Source organism: Asticcacaulis currens (assembly GCF_028550395.1).
Taxonomy (GTDB): Bacteria; Pseudomonadota; Alphaproteobacteria; order Caulobacterales; family Caulobacteraceae; genus Asticcacaulis; species Asticcacaulis currens.
This window is the reverse complement of sequence record NZ_JAQQKW010000008.1, coordinates 1-24,887: the sequence shown is the minus strand read 5'-3', so window position 1 is coordinate 24,887 and position 24,887 is coordinate 1. Positions and strand designations below refer to the sequence as shown.

General features: G+C 62.8%; 20 protein-coding genes. 10 read left to right on the top strand and 10 right to left on the bottom strand.

Features of this window, described 5'->3' with window-relative positions:
- Positions 1–227: 227 nt before the first annotated feature.
- Both PQU94_RS13450 and PQU94_RS13445 read right to left on the bottom strand, forming a co-directional pair.
- Positions 228–734 (bottom strand): hypothetical protein, encoded by a 507-nt coding sequence (locus tag PQU94_RS13450; RefSeq protein WP_272741962.1) that lies wholly within the window; start codon positions 732–734, stop codon positions 228–230.
- Positions 731–1,963 carry a right-handed parallel beta-helix repeat-containing protein gene (locus PQU94_RS13445; protein WP_272741961.1) on the bottom strand — a complete coding sequence of 411 codons (1,233 nt, stop codon included), beginning with the start codon at positions 1,961–1,963 and terminating at the stop codon, positions 731–733. Before PQU94_RS13445 ends, PQU94_RS13450 begins: the two co-directional genes overlap by 4 nt.
- Positions 1,964–2,214: 251 nt before the next feature.
- Here PQU94_RS13445 and PQU94_RS13440 point away from each other — a divergent pair, with 251 nt between their 5' ends.
- The gene (locus tag PQU94_RS13440) at positions 2,215–3,759 is read left to right on the top strand and encodes a methyl-accepting chemotaxis protein (protein WP_272741960.1); all 1,545 of its coding nucleotides are present in this window, start codon (positions 2,215–2,217) and stop codon (positions 3,757–3,759) included.
- A 12-nt stretch (positions 3,760–3,771) separates the two neighbouring features.
- On the opposite strand, the gene PQU94_RS13435 is transcribed toward PQU94_RS13440, so the two are convergent.
- The 4 genes from PQU94_RS13435 to PQU94_RS13420 form a co-directional block, all read right to left on the bottom strand.
- Positions 3,772–4,218, bottom strand: coding sequence for a nucleotidyltransferase family protein (locus PQU94_RS13435; protein WP_272741959.1), 447 nt, complete (start codon positions 4,216–4,218; stop codon positions 3,772–3,774).
- Positions 4,219–4,275: 57 nt separating this feature from the next.
- Positions 4,276–5,398 (bottom strand): peptide chain release factor 2 gene (gene prfB / locus PQU94_RS13430; protein ID WP_272741958.1). Its coding sequence is split into 2 segments (ribosomal slippage): positions 4,276–5,328 and positions 5,330–5,398, totalling 1,122 coding nucleotides; the frame shifts between segments, so codons are not numbered across the junction.
- 100 nt (positions 5,399–5,498) lie between these two features.
- Positions 5,499–7,931, bottom strand: a complete 2,433-nt coding sequence (locus PQU94_RS13425; protein WP_338735800.1) for a penicillin-binding protein 1A — start codon at positions 7,929–7,931, stop codon at positions 5,499–5,501.
- A gap of 206 nt (positions 7,932–8,137) precedes the next feature.
- Positions 8,138–9,370 (bottom strand): N-acetylmuramoyl-L-alanine amidase family protein, encoded by a 1,233-nt coding sequence (locus PQU94_RS13420; RefSeq protein ID WP_272741957.1) that lies wholly within the window; start codon positions 9,368–9,370, stop codon positions 8,138–8,140.
- A 743-nt stretch (positions 9,371–10,113) separates the two neighbouring features.
- Between PQU94_RS13420 and PQU94_RS13415 the strand changes: the two genes are divergently transcribed.
- The 4 genes from PQU94_RS13415 to PQU94_RS13400 all read left to right on the top strand — a co-directional run bounded on the left by PQU94_RS13415 (position 10,114) and on the right by PQU94_RS13400 (position 15,910).
- Positions 10,114–12,822, top strand: coding sequence for an Rne/Rng family ribonuclease (locus tag PQU94_RS13415; protein WP_272741956.1), 2,709 nt, complete (start codon positions 10,114–10,116; stop codon positions 12,820–12,822).
- A 141-nt stretch (positions 12,823–12,963) separates the two neighbouring features.
- On the top strand, positions 12,964–14,367 hold the full coding sequence (locus PQU94_RS13410) for a M48 family metalloprotease (RefSeq protein WP_272741955.1): 1,404 nt from the start codon (positions 12,964–12,966) through the stop codon (positions 14,365–14,367).
- A gap of 12 nt (positions 14,368–14,379) precedes the next feature.
- Positions 14,380–15,180 (top strand): DsbA family protein, encoded by an 801-nt coding sequence (locus PQU94_RS13405; RefSeq protein WP_272741954.1) that lies wholly within the window; start codon positions 14,380–14,382, stop codon positions 15,178–15,180.
- Between the two features lie 94 nt (positions 15,181–15,274).
- The gene (locus PQU94_RS13400) at positions 15,275–15,910 is read left to right on the top strand and encodes a hypothetical protein (protein WP_272741953.1); all 636 of its coding nucleotides are present in this window, start codon (positions 15,275–15,277) and stop codon (positions 15,908–15,910) included.
- A gap of 12 nt (positions 15,911–15,922) precedes the next feature.
- Here PQU94_RS13400 and PQU94_RS13395 read toward each other — a convergent pair whose 3' ends face one another.
- Both PQU94_RS13395 and thiS read right to left on the bottom strand, forming a co-directional pair.
- On the bottom strand, positions 15,923–16,717 hold the full coding sequence (locus tag PQU94_RS13395) for a thiazole synthase (protein WP_126423929.1): 795 nt from the start codon (positions 16,715–16,717) through the stop codon (positions 15,923–15,925).
- A 148-nt stretch (positions 16,718–16,865) separates the two neighbouring features.
- Positions 16,866–17,069, bottom strand: coding sequence for a sulfur carrier protein ThiS (thiS, locus tag PQU94_RS13390; RefSeq protein ID WP_272741952.1), 204 nt, complete (start codon positions 17,067–17,069; stop codon positions 16,866–16,868).
- Between the two features lie 93 nt (positions 17,070–17,162).
- Here thiS and aroQ point away from each other — a divergent pair, with 93 nt between their 5' ends.
- The 4 genes from aroQ to aat all read left to right on the top strand — a co-directional run bounded on the left by aroQ (position 17,163) and on the right by aat (position 20,421).
- Positions 17,163–17,603: a type II 3-dehydroquinate dehydratase gene (gene aroQ / locus PQU94_RS13385; protein WP_272741951.1), complete on the top strand. Its 441-nt coding sequence runs from the start codon at positions 17,163–17,165 to the stop codon at positions 17,601–17,603.
- Between the two features lie 51 nt (positions 17,604–17,654).
- Complete coding sequence (accB, locus tag PQU94_RS13380) at positions 17,655–18,146, top strand: acetyl-CoA carboxylase biotin carboxyl carrier protein (protein WP_272741950.1); 492 nt, start codon at positions 17,655–17,657, stop codon at positions 18,144–18,146.
- Between the two features lie 22 nt (positions 18,147–18,168).
- Complete coding sequence (accC, locus tag PQU94_RS13375) at positions 18,169–19,524, top strand: acetyl-CoA carboxylase biotin carboxylase subunit (protein ID WP_272742080.1); 1,356 nt, start codon at positions 18,169–18,171, stop codon at positions 19,522–19,524.
- 246 nt (positions 19,525–19,770) lie between these two features.
- On the top strand, positions 19,771–20,421 hold the full coding sequence (gene aat, locus PQU94_RS13370) for a leucyl/phenylalanyl-tRNA--protein transferase (protein ID WP_272741949.1): 651 nt from the start codon (positions 19,771–19,773) through the stop codon (positions 20,419–20,421).
- Here aat and PQU94_RS13365 read toward each other — a convergent pair.
- Complete coding sequence (locus tag PQU94_RS13365) at positions 20,358–21,176, bottom strand: DUF2155 domain-containing protein (RefSeq protein WP_272741948.1); 819 nt, start codon at positions 21,174–21,176, stop codon at positions 20,358–20,360. The genes aat and PQU94_RS13365 overlap by 64 nt on opposite strands.
- A complete protein-coding gene (locus PQU94_RS13360; RefSeq protein WP_013480471.1) occupies positions 21,176–21,571 on the bottom strand; it encodes an NADH:ubiquinone oxidoreductase subunit NDUFA12 in 396 nt (131 codons plus the stop codon). Before PQU94_RS13360 ends, PQU94_RS13365 begins: the two co-directional genes overlap by 1 nt.
- Positions 21,572–21,813: 242 nt before the next feature.
- On the opposite strand from PQU94_RS13360, the gene PQU94_RS13355 reads away from it, so the two are divergent.
- Positions 21,814–24,582 (top strand): TSCPD domain-containing protein, encoded by a 2,769-nt coding sequence (locus PQU94_RS13355; RefSeq protein ID WP_272741947.1) that lies wholly within the window; start codon positions 21,814–21,816, stop codon positions 24,580–24,582.
- Positions 24,583–24,887 lie beyond the last annotated feature (305 nt).

Sequence of the window (24,887 nt, the reverse complement as noted above, 5' to 3'; positions counted from 1 at the left end):
CGCTCTTTTATGACCGCTTTCGGTCAAAGACGCTGTTTTTCAATAACTTTCCAAAACAGAAAGTCAGGCCCCATCGCCGGTGGAAAGAGCAGAAGACCGGCATTCGGGCAGGTTTAAGGACGCAATACGCCTTAAAGGGAGGATGCGATAGCGCAACTGTCCCCACTTGTCGAGGGGGTGTGGGGGATTATTTTTTTGTGATCCTCGCTTCGATAGTCAGGCACACATCACGGCAAGGGCAGCTTCACCGCGCGGCCAGTTTTAATCGTCGGATGACCATTGCGCAGGATCACCTCGGCACCACCGAATCTGAAAAATATCGGCCCAAACCCGTATGAAGCCAGCGAAGGCCCCTTATCGAAAGCGCCCGTTTCAAGTTCCACTCGGCACGGTGATTGACCTAGTGATCCGTAAACACACCTGAGTTGGAATCTTCCTGACAGAATACCGTCCAGAGCCTCAGCAAACTCAGCCTCTACTTTGGCATCCTCCACAGGAAACCACGAAAATGTAAAAAAGCCGCCCGAAATCCAAAGCTCGTCATTATTCTGCAAACACAGCCATAATGACCAATCAAGGCCAGGCTGTTGGGGCAGCGTCGCCGCGAGTTCAACCGGAGACGTCTCATCCCACTCCAACTTTAAAGCATACTTATCAGCCAATTGAAGGAAGAGCGAACGGGCGCGCTCACTATTGCGCTCGACGTGTTGTGTTTCGGGATCAGGAGGTTTCATTGCGTTTGCCGCCCGTAATCTCCGTTGAGCAGGTCTTTAAACCCCGGATCGGCAATGGCCTCCTCAGCCCCCAGTGGCTTACCCAGCATGGCGGCGGCGTCCCCGTCCGGCGACCAGTAGAGATTGGCGCTGTGCGTGGCCGACATAAAGCCGTGTGGATTGTCCGGCCCCAGGTAGATGCGATGCGGGGCCGTCAGATAGAAGATATTGCGGGTAATGCTCACCCCGGCGTCGCGGTCGCCGGCGCAGCCGTTCCAGCAGATCGACCAGAAGATCGCGCGCAGCGACCAGAAGTCCTTGTCCGTAATGTCCGGAATCCGTGTACGGATGATGATGTTGCCGTCGATCTTCAGGTTACGGATGCCATTGGTCCCGACGAACTTATCGACATCGTCGCTGATATTTTTGGCGATGGTCACGTCGTGCGTATTGCCGGCGATTTCCAGAAAGCCACCCTTGGTATTGCGCGACAGATTGTGGTGCACAAAGGTGTGGTGCGCGTCGAAGAAACGGTCCTCGCCGTCCAGTTCGACCGCCGCTCCGTCATTGACATAGGACCCGCCATAGAAGCCGTAGTTTTCAATGCGGTTGTGCGCCACCTCATTGTGCGGCCCGACGATGACAATGGCCATCGCGCCCCAGTATTCGGTGATGCGCGAGGCGTCGTGAAAATAATTGCCTTTTACAAGTGAGTTCGCGCCACGCACGCGAACACCCACCGGCATGTTGTTGAATTCATTGTTTTGCAGGGTGACGTGGTGGGTGGTGGCATCGGTATAGATACCGGCCATTTCGGTCACCAGTTTGTGCTGATGGCTTTCCTTCCACGGCAAGGGCGGCTCATCCGGCGGCGGGGTGGCCCCGTCATAGAGGTAGAGGTTTTCGACGGTCACATAGCTGCCGTACACCGACACAACCCGCCCGAATTCCAGTCCGAAGCGCGGGTTCATCAGCTTCGGCGCGGGCCCCTCGCCATAGGCGCTGACCACGATGGGTTTGGCCTCGGTGCCGGACTGGGCAATGGTCAGATGCCCGACAAAGGCCGTGCCACGCGCCAGCAGAATACGGTCACCGGGTTCAAGCGTCTGGGCATGGACGCGGCTGAGGCTGCGCCACGGTTGCGCCTGAGTACCCGGCTGGGCGTCGTTACCGGTCGTCCCATTGACGTAATAGTCCGCCGCCATGGCCGGTCCAGCCAGACAGCACAGCACACCGATCCATTCCCACATCGCCGCCTCCATTGCCCCTCAGTAAGGCAGGGCGCACGAGAAATGACAAGTGGGCGATCATCACGCCACCCTCAAAAGCCGTACCGGAAAGGTTGCATGGCACCGCGACGCAAACATAAATAGGTATTTAAAAACATGCGCTTACTCCATGTCTCATTAACCAAACCGAAAGACCGGCCGAGGAATAACATCACTATAAGTGCGCCGCGAAACCGACGGCCCGATACAGTTCAGCAGGGAGGCATTAAGAGATGGGCTTATTTTCCAACGCGAAGACCGATACGGAAAGCCAGTCGTTCAAGGAGCTGTGGTCGGTTTTGAGCCGTCACGCCGGAGTCGGCCTGTGGGACGCGGTGCTGCATAATGGCGACCCGATGCACCGCGAAAGCCAGTGGCGCTGGTCGGAAGAGTTCCGCCGTCTGCTGGGCTTTCAGCCCGGCGATGTGGCGGGCTTCCCCGAAGAGGTCCATTCGTGGTCGGACCGCCTGCACCCTGAAGACGCGCAGGCGACCTTTGACGCCTTTGGTGCCTGTCTGGCGGACCGCTCGGGGCAGACGAAATACGACGTGCAATATCGTCTGAAGAGGCGCGACGGGGCCTATCGCTGGTTCCGCGCCATCGGCGGCGTGGTGCGCAATACGCAGGGTACAGCCGTTCGCGCCTGCGGGGCATTGATCGACATCCACGAGGAACGCGACGCGGTCACCCGCTTTGAGCTGCTGGACAGCTTTGCAGGCGTCGGTCTGTGGGACGCCATCATCCACAATGCCGATCCGATGCACGCCCAAAGCCGCTGGCGCTGGTCCCCCGAACTGCGGCGTGTGATGGGTTTTGCCCCGCACGACTATAAGGGATTTCCGGACGTGGTATCCTCCTGGGCCGACCGCCTGCATCCCGAAGACGCCCAGCCGACCTTCGATGCCTTTTCCGCCTGCCTCAATGATCGCACGGGCAAGCTGAGCTATGATGTGACCTACCGTCTCAAGATCGCTGACGGCAGCTACAAATGGTTCCGGGCGGTGGGCGGCGTGCTGCGCGACCGTTCCGGCACCCCGCTGCGTGCCTGCGGCTCGCTGATCGACGTGCACGAACAGAAACTGGCCGAGCTCAGCCGCGTGGAAGAAGGCCGCATTCATCACCGCATTACGCAACTGGTCGAAGGCATGGTCACCGACTCGACCGCCGTCGCCACCCAGTCCTCCGGCGAAATCGCCGCCATTGCCGGGGCGACTGACGAACTGGCTCTGTCAATCCGTGAAATCGCCAGCCGTGTGCGCCGCTCTTCCGAAGCCACGGCACAGGCGTCGGCCAATGTCGGCGAAACCTCAAAGGTCTTTTCAGAGCTACAGGCTTCTATCGCCCAGATTTCCGAAGTGGTGACCCTGATCAACGGCATCGCGTCGCAGACCAATCTGCTGGCCCTCAATGCCACCATAGAGGCGGCGCGCGCGGGCGAAGCGGGCAAGGGGTTCGCCGTCGTGGCGACCGAGGTCAAGCAACTGGCGACGCAATCGGCCAATGCCACCAAGCAGATCCAGTCCCATATCGCCACCATCCAGACGGCGGCCGAAAAAGCCTCTGCCTCGATGAACGAGGTGACACACGTGACCCAGACCACCGAGTCCATCGGTTCGGAAATCGCGGGCGCGGTCTCGCAGCAGGACGCCGCCTCTCAGGAGATCGCCCGCCGCGTCGATGAGGTCTCGCAAAAGTCGCTGCAACTGGAATCCCTGATCCAGAATTTCGCCTCCGACGTCCGCGAAAACATCAACCAGCTCGAAAAGCTGCGGGCCTGAGCCCTGGGTCGCTCAAGGCGTGTCTGAGCCGCTGATCAGCGCCAGACGCGCCCTGTCCTTCGGGCGTCCAAAGAGGCGCAGCAGGGCCGCCTGTTCGCTCAGGGTCGGCACCCGCCCCCCTTCGATCCACACATCACTTTCGATTCGCAACTCACGCCAGTCGCCCGCTGAAAACACTTGCAATCCGCCCATAAAGTCGATCTCCAGCCCGCCCGGTGGACGGTACTGAAAATAAGGGCGGGAGCGAAAGCGATTGTCGGCGCGCGGCGGACTCACGGGCACGCCCAGGGCGATCCGGGCGGCCTCGATGACCTCTGAGGGGCCATAAACATCCACGTCGCGTACCGTGACCGGCAGCCCGCTCAGTGACAGGGCCGCCGAGCCGATCAGCCACCACGGCTGTTCGGGCGGCATCAGGCGGCGGATCAAATCCAGTGAGCGGCGAAGGTCGGGCGGCATGGACGTATCGGCTATGGGTACAAAAAAAGCCGGGGTTTGTGCCCCGGCTTTTTGGTTTTATTCTTCGACGGCATCGCGGGTCGCGCCGACCCGCTGGGCCAGAGACGCCCCCATGAAGGCGTCCAGATCACCGTCCAGAACCCCTTGCGAATCCGAGGTTTCGACGTCGGTACGCAGGTCCTTGACCATCTGATAGGGCTGAAGCACGTAGGAGCGAATCTGGTGACCCCACCCGATATCGGTCTTCTGGTCTTCGAGAGCCGCCTGCGCCGCCTCGCGTTTTTGCAGTTCCAGCTCGTACAGGCGGGCACGCAGCATCTTCCACGCTTCGTCGCGGTTGGCGTGCTGCGAGCGTCCGGCCTGACAGGCCACAGCAATACCGGTCGGGATGTGCGTCAGGCGCACCGCCGAGTCGGTCTTGTTGACGTGCTGACCGCCCGCCCCCGACGCGCGGTAGGTATCGGTGCGCACATCGGCCGGATTGATGTCGATGACGATGGTGTCATCGACCACCGGATATACCCACACCGAAGCAAACGAGGTGTGGCGGCGCGCATTGGAATCGAAGGGCGAGATACGCACCAGACGGTGCACCCCGGCCTCGGTCTTCAGCCAGCCATAGGCATTGGTGCCCTTGACCATGATGGTCGCCGACTTGATGCCCGCCTGTTCGCCGGGCGTCTCTTCTTCGATGGATACCGTCATGCCGTGCTGGGTGGCCCAGCGCGTGTACATGCGCAAAAGGATACCGGCCCAGTCGCACGACTCCGTGCCCCCGGCCCCGGAATTGATTTCGACATAGGCGTCGTTGCCGTCGGCTTCGCCGGACAGGAGCGCCTCAAGCTCGGCGCGGGCCGCCTTGTCCTTGATGGCTTTCAGCATGGCGCGGGCTTCTTCGAGCAGTTCCTCGTCGCCCTCCATATCGGCCAGTTCGGCATAGTCGAGCGCGTCCTTAAGCTCTTTGGTCAGGCTGTTGACCGCCTCGACGCCGCCGCTCAGCTTGGTGCGTTCGCGCATCACGGACTGCGCCTCTTCGGGCTTGTCCCACAGCGTCGGGTCTTCGACCCGCGCATTCAGTTCGTCGAGACGTCTTAGAGCGACGTCCCAGTCAAAGACGCCTCCTGAGCAATCCGATGGATTGCTCGATGTCCCTGGCCGAAGCCTCAACATCCAGTCGCATTACAATGTCCTTACGGTAAAAAAGGTAGCCGTGGGGGATAGCCGCGCCCGCGCAAAATGGCAACACGTTTCGCGGTCAGGTGGCCGCGATCGGAGGAGGTTCAGTAAAGAACCTCTTCCTCGATCTCATCGACGTACTTCTTCTTTTTCGGCTGATCCTGCGGGGTCGCCTGATTGGACGGTTGCCCCGTCAGGCCGTCGCGCCACACCTCGTTATAGGGCTTGGGACCATCGACCACATCGGGGGCGCGCTCGATAACCTTGGGCTCGGTGCCGGGGCGGAAGGCTTCCTCATGGCCGCGGATCGACACATAGACCGCGTCCTTCGGCTTGCGGAAGTCCTTGACGGGCTTGTTCTTCGTCGCCGAGGCCATGAAGTCGATAAAGATCGGCAGGGCCGCCGAGCCGCCGGTTTCCGACTCGCCCAGAGAGCGGTTGTCGTCGAAGCCGACAAACACCCCCGCGACCAGATCGGGCGTAAAGCCGACGAACCACGCCGAGCGGTATTCATTGGTCGTGCCGGTCTTCCCGCCCAGCGGGATGCCCAGCGCACTGGCGCGCGCCGCCGTACCGCGCTGCACCACGCCCTGCAGGAAGGAGTTGATCTGATAGGCGACAATGGGGTCCATCACCTGCTGCCCTTCGGGCGTCAGGCGCGGCGATTCCGTGCCGTCAAAGGCGCGCGTACAGCCGGCCGGACATTTACGCTGATCGGCCCGGTAGATGACCTTGCCCTGATAGTCCTGCACCAGCTCGATCAGGTGCGGCTTGATGCGCCGCCCGCCATTGACGAAGGCCGAATAGGCGGCGGTGAGCTGATAGGGCGTGGTTTCCGTCGAACCCAGCGCGTTGGACAGATAGGGTTCCATACTATCGACGGCACCGTACTGCACCACCTTGGCCGCCACCGTCTTCATGCCCACCTTGTCGGCAAGGCGCACGGTCATGGCGTTGCGCGACAGCTCAAGTCCCTTGCGCAGGGTTTGCGGCCCGTAATAGGTGCGCGAATAGTTCTTGGGCGACCACGACTCGCCATTGGCCCCCTTGAAGGTGATGGGACCATCGACCACGATGGAGGCCGGGGTGAAATCGCCTTCCAAGGCCGTGGCATAGATGAACGGCTTGATGGCCGAACCGGGCTGACGCTTGGCCTGCGTGGCGCGATTGAACTTCGACAGAGAGAAGGAATAGCCGCCGACCATGGCCACGACGCGGCCCGTCCACGGGTCGATGGCGACCAGCGCGCCATTGACCGCCGGTACCTGCTTCAGGGCATAGGCCCCTGTCGCGTCACGCGCCACATAAATCAGGTCACCGGCTTTGAGCCCTGCCCCGCCCTGCGCCCACGCCACGTCCGAAGCACGGAGATTGCCGTGGTTTTCGCCCGCTGGAGCCTCGGCCAGACGGATGGCGCCACCGGCGCGCTCGACCACCGCGACCTGCCAGTCGGGGCGTTCAAACGGCGCCTTGCGCCGTTCGGGCAGCTTGGCCTCGACAGCGGCGGCCTCCTGCTGCCAGCCCTCATTGATACCGCTGATGTTCCCCCATGCGCCGCGCCAGCCGTGACGGCGGTCATAGAGTTCGAGCCCGTCCATCAGGGCAATGCGCGCCGCCGTCTGGAGTTTGGGGTCGAGCGTGGTCTTCAGATAGTAGCCCGCCGAATAGATGTCCTCACCGAACAGCGCCTTGGAACGGCGCTCGACCTCCGACACGAAGAAGTCGGCATCGCGGTACTTGGTGCGCTGCGGGGCCGACTGCACCACCAGATCCTCACGCATGGCGGCCTCGGCCTCGGCCTTCGTCACCCAGCCAACCGACGCCATTTCGCCCAGAATCCAGTTGCGGCGGGCAATGGCCTGATCCTTGCGACGGATGGGGTGATAGTTGTGCGGCCCCTTGGGCAGGGCGGCCAGATAGGCGGCCTCAGCCAGGGTGAGCTGATCCACCGACTTGCCGAAATAGTTATAGGCCGCCGTGCCGATCCCGTTGGAGCGATAGCCGAGATAGATGTCGTTCAGATAGAGTTCGAGGATCTGTTCCTTGGTCAGGGAGGTTTCGAGCCGCCGCGCCAGAATAAATTCCTTCAGCTTGCGCCCGATGGTCCGCTCATTCGACAAAAGGACGTTCTTGGCCACCTGCTGCGTGATGGTGGACCCGCCTTCGAGGCGGCGGCCCTGCACGAAATTGATCACGTTCTTGACCATGGCCCGCGACAGGCCACCGACATCGACGCCAGAATGGTTGAAGAAGTTGCGGTCTTCGGCCGCCAGAAAGGCGTGGCTGATGCGATCGGGGATGCGGTTATAGGGGATGAAGATGCGGCGTTCCTGCGCAAATTCACCGATCAGCGTGCCGTCCCACGCGAACAGGCGCGTCGAGGTCGGCGGGCGGTAATCCACGATCTCGTTCCCATCGGGCAGGTCATGAAACAGCCATGCGGCATAGATGGCGATGGCAAAGCCCGCTACGGCCACCAGCGACATCAGCACCACCCCCGCCATGGCGAACCAACGCTCAGTGGATTTCACAAACACCCTCCGTCACCGCGACGCGGTTCCGTTACAGAGAGCCGTCCGCATCATATCCCGCCGTGTGTATCAAAGCCCGCCCGTCCCGCAAAGCCCTGATCACGGCCCTCTGCGGCTTATTGCGGGCAAATGCGGCTTATTGGCGACGCTTTGACCGCAACAACAAAGCCCTGCCGCAACGGCAGGGCTTTGTACGCAAGGCGCTTGCGGGATCAGCGGGCGACGAAGCCAAACGAGGCATAGCGCACATCGTTGGCGAAATACTGATCAATCGCCTTCACCAGTTGCGAGGCCAGCCGGTTGCGGTCACCCGAATCGTTGAGACGCTTCTCATCCTCTTCGTTGGTGATGAAGCCCATCTCCAGAAGCACTGCCGGCACGTCCGCCGCCAGAAGGACGACAAAACCCGCCTGACGATGGCTGCTCTTGAGCAGCGGCACATCGCCATCCAGATTATCGAGCATCAATTCGGCAAAGGTCGCCGAACGGTTCTTGGTGGCGCGCTGCGTGAGGTCGATCAGGATGCGCCCGACCGTCTTGTCCGTCGCGCCCGTCGGCAGGGCCCAGTCGCCGCGGTTCATGGCGTTGCGCGCCGCGCGTTCGGTGCCGGAATCCGACAGGGTATAGATAGAGGCCCCCTTGGTGGCCGTGTTCGGGCCGGAATCGGAGTGCAGCGAGATAAACAGGTCGGCATTGGCGTTGCGGGCGATACGGACGCGGGCCACCTTATCGACATAGACGTCGGAATCGCGCGTCATAATGACCTTGTAACGCCCCGTGGCTTCCAGCCTGGCCTTCAGCGCCTTGGCTGCCGCCAGATTGACATCCTTTTCCCACGACGACGCGCCGCGCGCACCGGGGTCGTGACCGCCGTGGCCGGCATCGACGACAATGATCTTCTTGCCCGTGCGCGGTTTGTCAGCCGCTTCGGTGCGCAAGGCAGGGGGAATGGGCGCGGTATCGGCCACGGCCTTTGCCGCAACGGTCTGCGGCGCGGGCGCATCGGCGGGCACAACGTCGATCACGTAGCGGTAGGTGCCGATACCATCGGCGGGCGGCAGCAGGAACCGGCGCGCGATGCGGGCATTGCCGTTGAAATCGAGGCGCAGGCGCGTCATGCCGGCCGTGGTGTCGAGCTTCCAGCCCTTGATAAGGCCCTGCCCCTGCCCGCTCAGCGACGCACCGACATCCGCGCCCGACAGGCCGAGAACAGCGCGTTGCTGATCCGCTTCACGGCTGAGCAGTTCGCCCTTGACCGACGATTGCAGGTCGATGACCAGTCGCGTCTGACCCGGCGCGCCCCCGAGGCGCACATTGACGACATCGCCGCTGGAGGCCGCTTCGACCGGGGTGATGTCCCCTGTCGCGATAACAATGGCGCCCGCCATCAGGGCTGCCAGCCATAGCTGGCCTTTGCCGGCCAAACGCCACGCACGTCGGATCATTCACCCGCTCCACCAAAATACCGTGGACGCCTTTCTGGCGCCGCTGCTTTGTATTGTGACCGTATGGATACACGATGCGGGTAGCGATCTCGTTAACAACAAAAATAATTGCGTGCTTTTCTTTTGCGCAACCTTGTTGCATATTCGCCGCGTGCAAGACGGATTGCGCCCGTCAGGCCCTGGCTCCCCAGCCCGTCTGATAAGCGAGTCCCGCATATTTCCGGTGCCCGGTCCGTGGCCTTTTTTGATTGTCGCGCGCACCTTTCACCGGACAACACCTCTTTTGAGGAGGTCCTGTTCCGGTCCTGTGCGGCCGGTCTGGCCCTCTTCCGGCGAAACCTTCCCTTGCGGAATCCCTCGCCACTCCGAATGAAATTCACCGGCGCGTCCGCCAAAGGGGCCTCAATCGGCACCGGGACGCTTCGGCCAAGCGTAGTTAGAGCATTCGTCGGCTCAGTCGGGCCGCTTCATTGCTCTGATTTTTTGTAACGCCTTACGTGTTTCCGAAACGTGCCAGGAAAGTTTCATGGCCGTTTTGGGCACAAGGCTCGAAGGTATTAAACACCCAATGGGCTGTGCCGCTCATTTGAACAGGCTCCGGATATCTGCCGCTCCGCGCTCCTTGCGCGCCGGACCGGGCCTTTGCGCACGCCTTTCACCCCAAATCAGTCAGCGCCCCCTGTCACCGCCCGGCCCTGTGTCCGGCGCGGGTTTAAGGCGTGCGCGCTGCGGAGATCGCGTTAATGTCGAAAACCATGTTAATCGACGCGACGCACGCGGAAGAAACCCGCGTCGTCGTTCTGAACGGCTCAAAAGTTGAGGAATTCGATTTTGAAAGCCACGCCCGCAAGCAGTTGCGCGGCAATATCTACCTCGCCAAGGTCACCCGCGTAGAGCCCTCGCTTCAGGCGGCCTTCGTGGAATATGGCGGCAACCGCCATGGCTTTCTGGCCTTCAACGAAATCCACCCGGACTATTATCAGATACCGGTCGCCGACCGCGAAAAGCTGATGGCCGAGCTGGCGGCACAGGCTGCCGCCAACGGCCATGACGACGCTGAGGACGAGGATCACGAAGACGACGGTGACGACCTGCCGGATGAGGAGCGCCGCCTGCGCGCCCACCTGATCAAGCGCTACAAGATTCAGGAAGTCATCAAGCGTCGTCAGATCCTGCTGGTGCAGGTCGTCAAGGAAGAGCGCGGCAACAAGGGGGCAGCGCTCACCACCTATCTGTCGCTGGCCGGGCGCTACTGCGTGCTGATGCCCAATACGGCGCGGGGCGGCGGCATCAGCCGCAAGATCACCAACGGGGCCGATCGCAAGCGGCTGAAGGCCGTGGCGCAATCACTCGACGTGCCGCAGGGCATGGGCCTGATCGTGCGCACGGCCGGGGCCAAGCGCACCAAGACCGAGATCAAGCGCGACTATGACTACCTGCTGCGCGTGTGGGAAAATATCCGCGAAACGACGCTGCGTTCCAACGCCCCGGCGCTGATCTATGAGGAAGAAGACCTCGTCAAGCGCGCCATCCGCGACCTGTTCGACAAGGATTTCGACCACGTGCAGGTCGAGGGCGTCGAAGGCTACAAGTCCGCCAAGGACTTCATGCGCATGATCATGCCGTCGCAGGCGAAGAAGATTCAGCTCTATAATGGCGGGATGCCGCTGTTTGCGCGCCACGGCATAGACGACATCCTCAACCGCATCTATTCCCCGGTCGTGCCGCTGCGTTCGGGGGGGTATCTGGTCATCAACCAGACCGAAGCCCTGGTCGCCATCGACGTCAACTCCGGCAAATCGACCAAGGAGCGCAATATCGAGGCGACGGCGCTCAAGACCAATCTTGAAGCTGCCGAAGAGGCCGCGCGCCAGATGCGTCTGCGCGATCTGGCCGGTCTGGTGGTCATCGACTTCATCGACATGGATGAGTCGAAGAACAACCGCGCCGTCGAAAAGAAGCTCAAGGACGCCCTCAGCGAAGACCGCGCCCGCATCCAGATGGGCAAGATTTCCGGCTTCGGCCTGATGGAGATCAGCCGTCAGCGCCGCCGCACCGGCTTCCTCGAAGGCACGACGGTCATCTGCCCGCACTGCGAAGGCATGGGCCGCGTCCGTTCGACCGACTCCTCGGCTCTGGCAGCCATGCGCGCCATCGACCTTGAGGCCATGACCAATGGCGCCGGCGCCATCACCATCAAGCTTCCGCAGGCCGTGGCCCTCTATATCCTCAACGAGAAGCAGGTGCATCTGGCCAAGCTGCGCCTCGAATGGGGGCTCAAGGTCAATGTCGAGATCGACTCCGACCTGAACCACGCCGAATTCGAGATCGTGCGCACTGTCCATGCCGATGAGGTGGAATTCACGCCGCCGCCGCGTCCCGATCCGATCATCGACCTCGGTCCCGACCCGGACTATGACGAGGACGAGGACGAAGACGTCATCGCCCTCGACGAAGAGGCCATTGAGCGCGAAGACACGGACGACGATGAGGCGTCAGAGCGGACGGAAGCGCGTGAAGACCGCGATGACCGTCGCGGCCGCCGCCGCCGCCGTCGCCGGGGCCGTCAGGACACCGAAGCGCGCGTCGACTCTGAGACCGCCGATGCCGAATCCGTTGACTCGGAGTCTGAGGCCGACAGCGAAGACGAAGACGCTGAGGACGACGGCGATTTCCGTCGCAACCGTCGCCGTCGTCGCGGCCGCCGCGGGGGCCGTCGCAACGGTCCGGACGCCCGCCCGCGCGAAGCCTATGCCTGGGTGCGCGCCCGCACTCCGTCGCTGGAAGAACCCTATGTGTGGATCGACCCGTTCGACGAATCGCAGGGCAAGCGCGCCCCTCAGCCGGGTGAAACGCCGGACGGCTTCGATGTGATCGAAGTGGCCGCTGAAACACCGGTGATCGCTGGGGATACGCCCGAAGCCGCCTCGGTGCTGGGGGCCGCGACTCAGGCACCGACCTCGCTCGTGCCCGAAGACCTGCGCGATCAGCCCGCCCCCAAGGGCAAGCGTCCGCCGCGTAAGCGGCGTGGCAAGGCCGAAGCCGAAGCCGAAGCGAGCGAACCCGTCGCGGTCGCCGCTGAACCTGCCGCGATGGAAACCGCGCCTGAGCCGGTCATTGACGCCGTGCCGGACGTGATGGCCGAAGCCGTTGCGGAAGAGGTGGTCAAACCGGCCCGCAAGACCCGCTCGCGCAAGAAAAAGACCGACGAACCGGTGGCCGAAGTCGCCGCAGAGCCCGCACTGGCCGCCGAACCGGCGGTGATGGAAACGGCGGTGGAACCTGCGCCGGTCGAAGCCGTCGCCGAAACCGCTCCGGAACCCGTCCTTGCGGAACCGGTGCTGGAAAACGAACCGATGGGCGGCAGCTTCGCCCCCACAGCGCCCGAGCCCGATCCGGCGGAAATCAACACGCCGCCCGCCAAGCCCAAGCGCGGCTGGTGGCGCCGATAAAAGCACAAGGCCCGCAATGTTCACGTTGCGGGCCTTTTGTTGTCGTCAGCCATCCGGCTTTTCCGGTTGTGTGGGGGCCTTAGATTTGTCACTCTTACTGCCCATATAAAGCTGAACGAAATCCGCGACAGAGACGTGCCTATGGTGTGGAACGGCCTTAAACACAGAGCGTCTGGCTGGCTGAAGCCTCTGGCGGCGGCCTCGCTGATGACTCTGGCCGTCACCGGACTGGCCCCGAAGGCGCAGGCCCAGACCGTCATCCGCGACACCGAGATCGAGCGCTTCCTGCATAAAGAAACGCGCGGCATTCTGACCGCGTCGGGCCTCAATGCCGATCAGGTACAGTTCCTGCTGATCGCCGATCAGTCGATCAACGCCTTTGCCACTTCGCGTCAGATCATCGGCCTCAATACCGGCATGATCGGCGAAGCCGAAACCCCCAATGAGCTGTTCGGCGTCATCGCCCACGAAGCCGGCCACCAGGCGGCCGGCCACACCGTTCGCTCCGACGAAATCTATCAGGCGGCCAAGGCCCCGATGGCCATTTCACTGGGACTGGGGATTATCGCCATTCTCGCCGGGGCCGGGGATGCAGGCGTGGGCCTTCTGGGTTCGTCGCAGACCTTCGGCACGCTGGGGGCGCTGCGCTACATGCAGACGCAGGAATCCGCCGCCGACATCGCGGGCGTCAAGGCGCTGGAGCGCGCCGGCATGTCCGGTCGCGGTCTGGTCGAATTTTTCGATAAGCTGCGCAATTACGAGACCTTTTCCAATGCCGAGCGCTATCAGTATTTCCGCACCCACCCCCTGTCGCGTGACCGTGTCGCCACCCTGCGCCGCCTGGTCGAGCAGCAGCCGCACAAGGACGCGGTGGACTCGCCGGAACTGATCGCGGAATTCAGCATCGTCAAGGCCAAGCTGTCGGGCTTCCTCGATCACCCGCAAAAGGTGTTCATGCGCTATCCCGAAAGCGACCGCTCCTTCCCGTCGCGCTACGCCCACGTCATCGCCTGGTACAAGCAGACCGAGGTGAAGAAGGCGCTGACCGAGCTGGATCAGCTTCTGATCGAACAGCCGAACAATCCCTATCTTTGGGAACTGAAAGGGCAAATCTATTTCGAAACGGGTCAGACGGCGCTGGCCATCCCCGCGCACCGTAAATCGGTGGAGCTGCTGCCCGATGCGCCGCTGTTGATGGTCAATCTGGGGCAGGCCCTGATCGCCGCCGGCGGGGACGACAATCTGCGCGAAGGGATCGACCGCCTCAACGCCTCGCTGAAATACGAGGCCGACAACAGCTTTGCCTGGAACCTGCTGGCGCAGGGCTATGATGGCCTGAAAATGCCGGGTCAGGCGCGTCTGGCCTCGGCCGAAGCCGAATTCTATCAGGGCAATATCCCGCAGGCCCGCACCTTCGCAGTGTGGTCGCAGAAAAACCTGCCCAAGGATTCCGTCGAATACCGCCGCGCCCGCGACATCGTCCTGACCACCTCCTCGCTCATGGGTATCGACCCCGTGGAGGAAGAAACCCGCCTTCGCCGCTAAGAAAGTTGATAAGTGACCGATACCCCCGAAACGCCGACGCCTGCACCGGAAACCAAAACAGAGACGCCCGCCCTCGCCCCGCATGAGCCCCTGCTCAGCAAATCCAATCTGGCGCTGGCTCTGGCGACCGGGGCTTTCGTACTGGCGCTGGCCCCCTATGTCCTGCCTAATATTCAGGGCCTGATCGTGCGCGGTGGCCTGATGACGCGGCCCGAAGTGCTGGTCGATGCCTCCACCGCCCTGCGTGAAAAGCAGGACGCCGAAACGCGCAAGAGCGTTGAAACCGCCATCAAGGCCAATGAAGGTTCGATCATCGCCGCCGACGATCCCATCCTCGGTAACCCGTCGGCCCCCATCACCATTATCGAGTTCCACGACTATCTGTGCAGCGCCTGCCGCGCCAGTCACCCCAGCCTGCTGAGCTTCCTCAAGGCCAATCCCGATGTGCGCGTGGTGATCAAGGAATATCCGATCATCGGTAAGGACAATTCGCGCGTTCTGGCCGGTCTGGCCTTGGCCGCACGCGACACCGGCCACTATGCCGCCGTCCACAACGCGCTCTATAGCCACGAACTCAGCTCTCAGGCCGATGTCGATGCGGCCCTGACCGCTGCCGGGGTCGATCCGGCCAAACTGCACGCCAAGGCCCAGTCGCCGGACGTTCAGGCCAAGATAGATGAGACCCTGCAACTGGGCTACAAGCTGGGCATCGGTGCCACGCCCAACTTCATCGTCGATGGCGTGCTGGTCAATGGCGGCGATATCCCGCAGCTCCAGACTCTGGTGACGGCGGCGCGTCAAAAGGCCAAGTAAGCGAAACGACTCTGGGGGCCGTTGCCCCCAGACCCCTGATAGGGGTTTCACGAGGATCTATCCCCGCGCAATCCGCCTGTGTCATCATGGCCTCATGGATGTCCTCGCGGAAAACAAGGCGGAACTGAGAGCGCTGCTGGCCGAACGTCGCGCCGCCCTGCGCGATTTTGCCGACACGGTGCTGGGGCACGTGACCTCCCTTTCGAAACCGGAAACCGCCCTCGAAGCGGAGCGCACGGCCCGCGCCGTCATGACCGCCGATCGGATGCTGTGTCAGGTGTTTGCCCCGCCACCGGAGCCCAGACCAGCCAAGGCCGCCACCGCACGCCCTGCCCGCTTTGATGAGGACGAGGAAGAGTACGAAGAACGCTATCCCGGCGACAAGCGCTACACGATCGACGAAAAGGCGGCGCAGATTCTGGCGCTGGAGCGTGCCGAGGCCGAAATCGCCCGCCACGAACTGTACGAGACCCGCCTCGGCGAAGTGGAAGAAAAGCTCGTCCGCCTTGCCAAAGGCATGCACCTCGCCCTCTGGCGTGACGACGGTTATGTCGATGGCGACGTCAGCGATCTGATGGCCTTATGGCGTGAATATCACAAACGCATTGTGAACGAGACCGGGAAGCCTCCGGACGTTGAACTGCGACGCCACCCGGCCATCTTCGCCCCCGACTATCACCGGGCACATCTCGAAAGGCTGGAAAAGGGAGAAAGGATCGCCCCGGATTAGATCGTCTTAAGATCAGATCAACCCCGCCAGAGGCGAGGACGGATCGGCATAGAGCTTCTTCGCCATACGCCCGGCCAGATAGGCTTCGCGGCCGGCGATCACCGCGTGCTTCATCGCCACGGCCATGCGGATCGGGTCCTTGGCTTCGGCAATGGCGGTGTTCATCAGAATGGCGTCGCAGCCCAGCTCCATGCCCACAGCCGCATCCGACGCCGTACCCACGCCCGCATCGACCAGCACCGGCACCTTCGCGTTCTCGATAATGATGCGCAGCGTCACGCGATTCTGGATGCCGAGACCCGAACCAATGGGCGCACCCAGGGGCATGATGGCGCACGCCCCGGCCTCTTCCAGCTTCTTGGCATAGACCGGATCGTCCGAGCAGTAGACCATGACGTCGAAACCGTCCTTGACCAGCAGCTTCAGCGACCGCAGCGTTTCTTCCATATCGGGATAAAGCGTCTTGGGGTCGGACAGGACCTCCAGCTTGACGAGGTTCCAGCCGCCGGCCTCACGCGCCAGACGCAGGGTGCGCACCGCATCCTCACCCGTGAAACAGCCCGCCGTATTGGGCAGGTAGGTGAATTCGTCCTGTTTCACATAGTCCATCAGCATGGGCTGGTTCGGATCGGTCAGATTGACCCGCCGCACGGCCACGGTGACGATCTCCGCGCCCGACGCCCGCGCCGCCGCGGCGTTCTGGGCATAGTCCTTATACTTGCCGGTGCCGACGATCAGGCGCGAGGAAAAGGTGCGCCCGGCAACGGTCCAGGTATCAGGGGAAAGAGCGGCGGTCGGTTCGGTCATGAGTATCGGTCCCGTATGAAACGCTTTGGCGTCTCTATACGGCTTTCTGCTGGCAAAACCACCCCTTCACGCGCGGCAATCGCGCCATGAAATAAGTTGTGTTCGGATGAAGCGACGCGATTAAGGCTTAACCACGGATAGACCCGATTCAATCGCCGCCGCCGACAAAGTGGACGATCTCAAAGCGGTCTCCGGCCTCGATAGGCGTGGCGACATAGGCCGATTTGGGCACGATTTCGAGATTGCGCTCCACCGCCACCTTGCGCGGATCAATGCCGATCTGTTCGATCAGCGCCATCACATTGGCGGCCAAAACCTCGGTTTCTTCGCCATTCAACAGAATTTTCGTCATTTTCGGATCGTTTTCGGGCGAAAAAGCCCGCTTTTTCTTGTGAGCACGCGCAACAGGGGATACAAGACCGCATCCCACAGGATCAGGCTTTGCATGTCGAAACCCATATATGTCCTTAACGGCCCAAACCTCAACCTTCTGGGGGTGCGTGAGCCGGAAATTTATGGATATACACGTCTTTCGGACATCGAGGCCCGGTGCACCGCGCTGGCCGCCGCCCGTCATGTCCCGGTCGTCTTTCGCCAGACGAATCACGAAGGCGAACTGATCGACTGGGTGCAGGAGGCGCGCGAACACGCCTCGGTCCTGATTCTCAACCCGGCCGGCTATGGCCACACCTCGGTCGCGTTACTCGACGCGCTGAAGGCCCTGAGCCAGCCGATCATCGAATGCCACCTGTCGAACCCTCACGCCCGCGAACCGTTCCGCCATCACTCCTATGTGTCTCTGGCGGCCAAGGCGGTTATTGCCGGTATGGGGGCGATTGGCTATGAACTGGCTATCGAGGCGGCCCTACGCCTCATCGAACAATAGCCCACCGGCCCGTTCCTACGCACGGCCCCACCCCCTAACCAAGGTAAGCGCATGTCATCGCAAAAACCGGTTGACCCGATCGACCCCCGCCTCATTCGCAAGCTGGCGGACATCCTGAAGGAAACCGAGCTGACCGAAATCGAGGTCGAGCAGGGTGAACTGAAGATCCGCGTCGCGCGCACCCTGACCGCCGCGCCGGTCGCTGCCCCCCTGACGACATACGCCGCTCCGGTCGCCGCTCCCGCCCCTGTGGCCGCGGCTGCGGCTCCGGTTGCGGCCCCTGCCGCCGCCGAAGCGCCGAAAGCCGCCAAGGACGCCCTGAAATCACCCATGGTCGGCACCGTCTATCTGTCGCCGCAACCGGGTGCCGCCACCTTCGTCAAGGTCGGCGACAAGGTGAAGGCCGGTCAGACCCTGCTGATCATCGAAGCCATGAAAACCATGAACCCGATCCCGGCGCCCAAGGACGGCACGGTGTCGGAAATCCTCGTGTCCGACGCCCAGCCCGTCGAATTCGGCGAAGGCCTCGTGGTAATCGACTAACGCCATGTCCGACACCCCCAAACTGTTCGACAAGATCCTCATCGCCAACCGCGGCGAAATCGCCCTGCGCGTCATCCGCGCCTGTAAGGAGATGGGGATTGCCACCGTTGCGGTGCATTCGACCGCCGACGCCAACGCCATGCATGTGCATCTGGCCGACGAAAGCGTCTGCATCGGGCCGCCCGCTGCCGCCAAGTCGTATCTCAACATTCCGTCGATCATCGCCGCCGCCGAAATCACCGGCGCTCAGGCGATCCACCCCGGCTATGGCTTCCTGTCGGAAAACGCCCGCTTCGCCGAAATCGTCGGCGCGCACGGCATGACCTTCATCGGGCCTCAGCCGGACCACATCCGCCTGATGGGCGACAAGATCACCGCCAAGCAGGCGGCCAAGGACTCCGGCATCCCCGTCGTTCCGGGCTCTGACGGCGGCGTGGCCACGGTCGAAGACGCCATCGAAGCGTCGAAATCCATCGGCTTCCCGCTGATCATCAAGGCCGCTGCCGGCGGGGGCGGTCGCGGCATGAAGGTCGCGGCCAATGCCGACGTGCTGGCCGAACAGGTGATGAGCGCCCAGACCGAGGCCGCCGCGGCCTTTGGCGACGGCACGGTCTATATGGAGCGCTACCTCCAGAAGCCGCGCCACATCGAGATTCAGGTCATCGCCGACAGCCACGGCAATGTGGTGCATCTGGGCGAACGCGACTGCTCGCTGCAACGCCGCCACCAGAAGGTGCTGGAAGAAGCCCCTTCGCCCGTCATCGACGCGACGGCGCGCGACAAGATTGGCATGATCGTCGTCGAGGCCATCCGCAAGATCGGCTATCTGGGCGTCGGCACCATCGAGTTCCTGTACGAGGATGGCGAGTTCTTCTTCATCGAGATGAACACCCGCCTTCAGGTCGAACACCCGGTCACCGAATTTGTCACCGGCGTCGATCTGGTCCGCGAACAGATCCGCATCGCGGCGGGCCTGCCCCTGTCCTTCACCCAGGCCGATATCGACCTGAAAGGCCACTCTATCGAAGTGCGGATCAATGCTGAAAACGCCCGCACCTTCGTCCCGTCGCCCGGTACGGTCACCGACTTCCACACCCCCGGTGGTCTGGGCGTGCGCATGGATTCGGCGGTCTATAACGGCTACACCATCCCGCCCTATTACGACTCGATGATCGGCAAGCTGATCGTCTATGGGCGCGACCGTCCCGAAGCCCTGGCCCGCCTCAAGCGCGCCCTTCAGGAAACCGTTGTGGCCGGTATCGACACCACGATTCCGCTGTTCCTTGACTTGCTGAACGAAGCCGATATCCAGAAAGGGGATTACAATATCCACTGGCTGGAAAAGTGGATCAAGGCGCAGGAAGAGGCGAAGGTATAACGCCCGTTTCTTCGAGAGGGTTTGGCTACATCTCTTATACCTCCCTGCCTTTGGCGGGGAGGAGGACCATTAGCGGAGCAAATGGGGGCGGGGTGGCCTGAGCAAGTTGGCGCTGTTGCCTCACGACAAGAGCCCCCACCACCACATCTCGCCGACTGCGTCGGCTCGTGCGGTCCCCCTCCCCACCACAGGTGGGGAGGTATAATTGGCTTACAGAGGCCCCCAGCCCAGAATGGGGGAGTGTAGATGGCCGACTTTACGTTAGACGATCTCGTTCAATGCTACCGCACCGGGATTTTTCCGATGTCGGATGCGCGCGACGATGAGACCCTGTTTCTGGTCGATCCGCCGCTGCGGGGCATATTGCCGCTGGAGGGCGTCCATGTGCCGTCGCGATTGGCGCGCACCGTGCGCAACACAACCTTCACCGTCAAGATCGACACGGCCTTTCGTCAGGTCATCGAACTGTGCGCCGAAAGCGCCGCCGACCGCGAAAGCACGTGGATTTCCCATTCCATTCAATCGCTTTACGAAGCCCTGTTCGCGCGCGGTCTGGCCCACAGCGTCGAGGTGTGGGACGGCGCAAGGCTGGTCGGCGGGCTTTATGGCGTGGCCATCAACGGGGCCTTTTTCGGCGAAAGCATGGTGTCGCGCGCCACGGATGCCTCAAAGATCGCGCTGGTGCATCTGGTGGCGCGGCTGCGCGCCGGTGGCTATCGCCTGCTCGACTGTCAGTTTTTGACCGACCATCTGCGACAGTTCGGCGTCATCGAAATTCCGCGTGAGGACTACAAGGCGCGCCTGAAAGACGCGCTGTCGGTCGAAGGCGACTTCTACCGGCTGGCGACCGCCGTAACCGGCAAGGGCGTCCTGCAACTGACCACCCAGACGTCATAGACCGGGTGTTCCATCCCGTTAACGCCCGGCGTCGAGGCATAGGTCCAGCCCCGGAACACGTCCTTCGGCTTGGGCACCGTGCCGTTGGCCGCGGGCTGGGGCGAGGTGCGTACCTCCAGATAGGTCATGGTGTCGCTCATCGCCTCGTCCTGCGCCGAGGTTTCGCAGGCCTTTACCGTATAGACCATGCCGCGATAACGCTTGGGCTTGCCCACCGGCGCTTCGAAGCGGATGGCTTCGCCGGTCACCTTGTCGAGCACCGTCAGGATAGCCGCCCCATAGCGCACGCGCTTTTCCGGCGGCACCACAACGGTCGCCACCGAAGACTGAGACGCACTGCTGACGGGTGGCGCATTGCCGACCACCTGACCGGTGGAATCGACATAGGGCGTGGTCGAAGCCGGGCGCGTCGCGGCGGCGGTCGGCGGGGCCGCTGACGGCGTGCCAGCCCCTACCCCCTGCGGCTGAGCCGCGACGGGGGCGGACGGGCGGTTCACCGGCTGGGTCGCGGTGGCGCGCTGCGGCGTATTGCGTTTACCCCCGTTCGGATCGTAGGGCTTATACTCGACGCCGTCGATATAGTAGGGTTCGGGATCGAAGTCGGCATTGTCGCGCGCATCGCGGCGATCACGGCTTGGCTCCCGGCGCGGGGCTTCTTCGTCGGGCGGGATGTTCTGGGCATAGAGCGGCAAGGCGATGGCGGCCACGCCGGCCATCAGCAGCACCGCCCGAACCATCACGCCGGTCTTTCTCATCAGGGCTTCCACGCCTCGTAATCGCCCGACTTCGAGGCCTGACGCTCGCCTTCGGCATTCAGCGACCCCTTGGGGAACTGCGCAAACGGCGTGCCCGACAGGTTGGGCAGGTGCGGCTTTTCCCACGACTTGCGCGGCAACGGCGCCACCGTCGGCGGCTCGTCGTACATATAGTGCATCCAGCCGTGCCAGTCGGGCGGGATCTTCGAGGCGTCGGCATAACCGTTATAGATCACATAGCGGCGCGGCTTGTCGCCGTAGCTTTCCTTGGTGTTCCGGGCCTGATAGTACTTGTTGCCGAATTCGTCGGTCCCGACGAGCTTCGACGTGCGGCCGATGGTGAACAGCGTACCGAGCGTCGCACCGCTCCACCACAAGAAGGCTTTATCCAGCAAGGTCTTACCCTATTTCACTAAAGACGGAGACGGACTCCGCCGGTTATGCGTCCCCTGACTTATAAAGCGCCGCTGCATCTGCGTAAAGCGCTTCAAAGGCCGCCACTTGCGAATTATCCCCCACGAGAGTCTCACGCAACATATTGTGGATGGATCAGCGCGCCCGCCCCACATTTATTGCTGAAAGGTTAAAATCGGTCTAGGCTTTATCCCCAACTGTGTTCGCCAATCCGGGGAAGCCAATGGCAAAGATAACGTCCGGCGATTCTGTCCTGCCCGATCTGTCCTTTGCGGCGCGCGCCGAACAGGCCCAGCCGGTGCTGGAATGGCGCGAAATCGAACGCGGCCCCGACAGTTTCAGCGTCCTGTGCCCGCGCGACTGGACGACGGCGCAAAGCGAAGCCTGGCACGACTGGGTCGAAGCCCTGCCGCGTGACCTGCCCGAAGGGGCATTTCCTCCCGTGGCCGAAGGGCTGGATGGCGCTTTCGACCTCTATGCCCATCGGTTAGCGGCGTGGGGGCGGGTGTACGGTATAGTGCGCGAAGACGAGGCGCAGGCCTTTGCCGCCGAACTGGCGGCGACCCTGCGGCTGGGGCTGGCCGCACCGGGGACGGGATTGCGGACGGGGCACCGTGTGCCGCTGCTGGATGGCACGAAATCCGCCCAGACGGAGACCCGCTACGCCGATATCGAAGACCATGCCTGTGTGCGTGAGCTGCGCGACCTTCTGGTCGGGGCGCGCTCCGAAGCCGTCGCCCGCGCCACCCGCGATCAGTTGCACGCCGCCCTGTCCGGCATCACGGCTGCCATTGCCCGCGCCGAGGGCGAACAGCGGGCCAGTCTGCACCACAATCCGGCTCTGGCCCGCGCGGCGCTCAAGGCCCGCCGTCTGGGGGCCTCAGATGCCCTCATTCAGTCAGTTATTCAGTCCACGGACGGTTTGACCGGCGACAGTGCCCTGCCCGACTGGTCTTTGCAAAATGTCGAGGCCGACCGACCCGCCCCGGCCGTCATCGTCACGGCGCGCCGCGACCTGATCGCTGCCGGTGATCCGTCGGCGCGCCTGGCGGCGCAGGCGGCGCTGGAAAGCGGTCGCCTGTGGGTCGCCTTCGATCCGGACGCCGCCGAGGCGCTGGACGACGCCCTGATCGCGCCGCGCGCCGCGCTCAACGCCTATGGTTTCCTTAAGCCAACCGGCTTCGATGTCGAAGGCTTTGCCGCCTGCGCCGCCCTGTGGACCGTGGCGCTCGATATCGAAAGCCACCTGACCTTTGCCGCCACGCCCGAAGCGGCGCTGCGTCTGGCCCAGCATCGGCCCATCGCCCTGACCGTGGCGGGCCTCAGCGAAACCCTTATGGCGCTGGGGCTGAGCGCCCAGACCGAAGCCGGACAGGACTTTGCCGCGGCCCTGATGGCCGTGCTGGATGCCGAAAGCGTGCACGCCTCTGCCGTGCTGTCGCGTCACCTGACGCCCTATGCCGGGTTCGCCGCCGAGCGCGACGACCGGGTATCGGCGCTGAGTCAGAAGCTCTATCGCCTGTCGGGCCTCAAAAGCGCTGACCTTAAGGCGCACGCCCTGACCCGCCTGCAAGCGGCCCTGAAACTGGCCAAGCCCACCGGCCTGCGCCACGTCCAGACGACGACCCTGTTCGACGATCCGGAATTGTCGCTGCGGCTGGGCGTGACGCTGGGCGATGCGCCCCTGACCGCCCTGACCGTGGCCATGGAAGGCGCCGACGGCGTCTTTGTGCGCGGCCTGCACCCCGCCGTCTGGCAAGGGCTGAGCGGCGATGAGCGCGACGCGGTGCGCACGCATCTGCTGGGGCACCGCACGCTGGACGGCGCACCGCATATCCATGCCCAGACCCTGAAAGCCAAGGGACTGAGCGATTTTGAAATCGCCGCCCTGGAGGCCGCTCTGATCACCGCCCACAGCCTCGATGAGGTGGTGTCCCCGGCGGTGTTGAATACTGATTTTATCAAGGATATCTGGGGCATCAGCGACGAAGACCTGCACGCGCCGGGCTTCAGCCTGCTGCGCCTGATGGGCTTTACCGCCAACGAAATTGCTGAGGCGCAGGCCTTTATCTTCGGCCATGACACCCCGGAGGGGCTGCCTGATGCCCTGCGTCAGCGCCTGAGCCCCCCCGGCCTGAAGGCGCGTCTGGCCCTGCGGCACAAGCTCGAAAGCTTTGCCTCGGCCCAGGCGGCCTCGGCCCTTGTTCTGGAGTGGGATAAGGGCGTGCCAGACGCGCTCAAGGTTCTGGCTCAGGCCGCCGATAGCGGTCTGCGCGCCATCGGCCTCAAGCGTCAGCCGGCCCCGCCGTCGCTGACGCTCGATATTCCGGAATTTGAGGAGGCCCGCCGCCCGGCCCCGGAACCGGTGCGCGAAGCCCCGGCCCAGACGGTCATCGAAAAGATCATCGAACGCGACCGCGAACGCCAGAAGCTGCCCGACCGCCGCAAGGGCTATATCCAGAAGGCCAGCGTCGGCGGCCATAAGGTCTATCTGCATACCGGTGAATACGAAGACGGTTCGGTCGGCGAAATCTTCATCGACATGCACAAGGAGGGCGCGGCCTTCCGTTCACTGATGAATAATTTTGCCATCGCCGTGTCGATCGGCCTGCAATACGGCGTGCCGCTGGACGAATTTGTCGATGCCTTCGTCTTTACGCGCTTTGAACCGGCCGGTCCGGTCAGCGGTAACGACTCGATCCGCTCGGCGACCTCGATCCTCGACTATATCTTCCGTGAGCTGGCGATTTCCTATCTCAACCGCGAAGACCTGTCGAATGCCGACCCGGATGAGTTGAACGCCGACGGTCTGGGGCAAGGGCATGGCCTGTCGAAACTGGCCGATGACGGCAATGAAGGCATTGCCGCCTCGCACCTGATTTCCAAGGGGTTTATGCGCGGACAGCCGGACAATCTGGTCGTCGTGCCCTTTGGACGCAAGACTCCGAAATCCGACGATCAGTCCCTGCCCCCCGAAGCGCAAGGGGAATAGTCTGTTTTATACCTCCCTGCCACTGGCGGGGAGGGGGACCGCACGAGGCGAAGCTGAGATGCGGTGGTGGGGTGAGCTATTAAAGCGGAATGATTTCCAGTGGAATCATTCCGCTCAAGCCGCCATTGAGGCGGCCGCCGCAGGCAGGGCTCAGAGTGCCTGATCGAAAAGAGCCCCCACCACCCCTAATGCAGTTCACTTAAGGGCCGATACAGTTCTCTGGTCGTATTTTCTGGGCAGGGTTTTGACGACACGGGGGCATGATCGCCCCCGTTTTGTTGAGAGTAACAAATCGCCGAGTCTGT

What these genes read in the sequence shown, in the direction of transcription:
- PQU94_RS13450 (WP_272741962.1), bottom strand. Translation starts at nt 734, where the DNA reads ATGAAACCTCCTGATCCCGAAACACAACACGTCGAGCGCAATAGTGAG.
- PQU94_RS13445 (WP_272741961.1), bottom strand. Translation starts at nt 1,963, where the DNA reads ATGTGGGAATGGATCGGTGTGCTGTGCTGTCTGGCTGGACCGGCCATG.
- PQU94_RS13440 (WP_272741960.1), top strand. Translation starts at nt 2,215, where the DNA reads ATGGGCTTATTTTCCAACGCGAAGACCGATACGGAAAGCCAGTCGTTC.
- PQU94_RS13435 (WP_272741959.1), bottom strand. Translation starts at nt 4,218, where the DNA reads ATGCCGCCCGACCTTCGCCGCTCACTGGATTTGATCCGCCGCCTGATG.
- PQU94_RS13420 (WP_272741957.1), bottom strand. Translation starts at nt 9,370, where the DNA reads ATGATCCGACGTGCGTGGCGTTTGGCCGGCAAAGGCCAGCTATGGCTG.
- PQU94_RS13415 (WP_272741956.1), top strand. Translation starts at nt 10,114, where the DNA reads ATGTCGAAAACCATGTTAATCGACGCGACGCACGCGGAAGAAACCCGC.
- PQU94_RS13410 (WP_272741955.1), top strand. Translation starts at nt 12,964, where the DNA reads ATGGTGTGGAACGGCCTTAAACACAGAGCGTCTGGCTGGCTGAAGCCT.
- PQU94_RS13400 (WP_272741953.1), top strand. Translation starts at nt 15,275, where the DNA reads ATGGATGTCCTCGCGGAAAACAAGGCGGAACTGAGAGCGCTGCTGGCC.
- PQU94_RS13395 (WP_126423929.1), bottom strand. Translation starts at nt 16,717, where the DNA reads ATGACCGAACCGACCGCCGCTCTTTCCCCTGATACCTGGACCGTTGCC.
- thiS (WP_272741952.1), bottom strand. Translation starts at nt 17,069, where the DNA reads ATGACGAAAATTCTGTTGAATGGCGAAGAAACCGAGGTTTTGGCCGCC.
- aroQ (WP_272741951.1), top strand. Translation starts at nt 17,163, where the DNA reads ATGTCGAAACCCATATATGTCCTTAACGGCCCAAACCTCAACCTTCTG.
- accB (WP_272741950.1), top strand. Translation starts at nt 17,655, where the DNA reads ATGTCATCGCAAAAACCGGTTGACCCGATCGACCCCCGCCTCATTCGC.
- aat (WP_272741949.1), top strand. Translation starts at nt 19,771, where the DNA reads ATGGCCGACTTTACGTTAGACGATCTCGTTCAATGCTACCGCACCGGG.
- PQU94_RS13365 (WP_272741948.1), bottom strand. Translation starts at nt 21,176, where the DNA reads ATGAGAAAGACCGGCGTGATGGTTCGGGCGGTGCTGCTGATGGCCGGC.
- PQU94_RS13355 (WP_272741947.1), top strand. Translation starts at nt 21,814, where the DNA reads ATGGCAAAGATAACGTCCGGCGATTCTGTCCTGCCCGATCTGTCCTTT.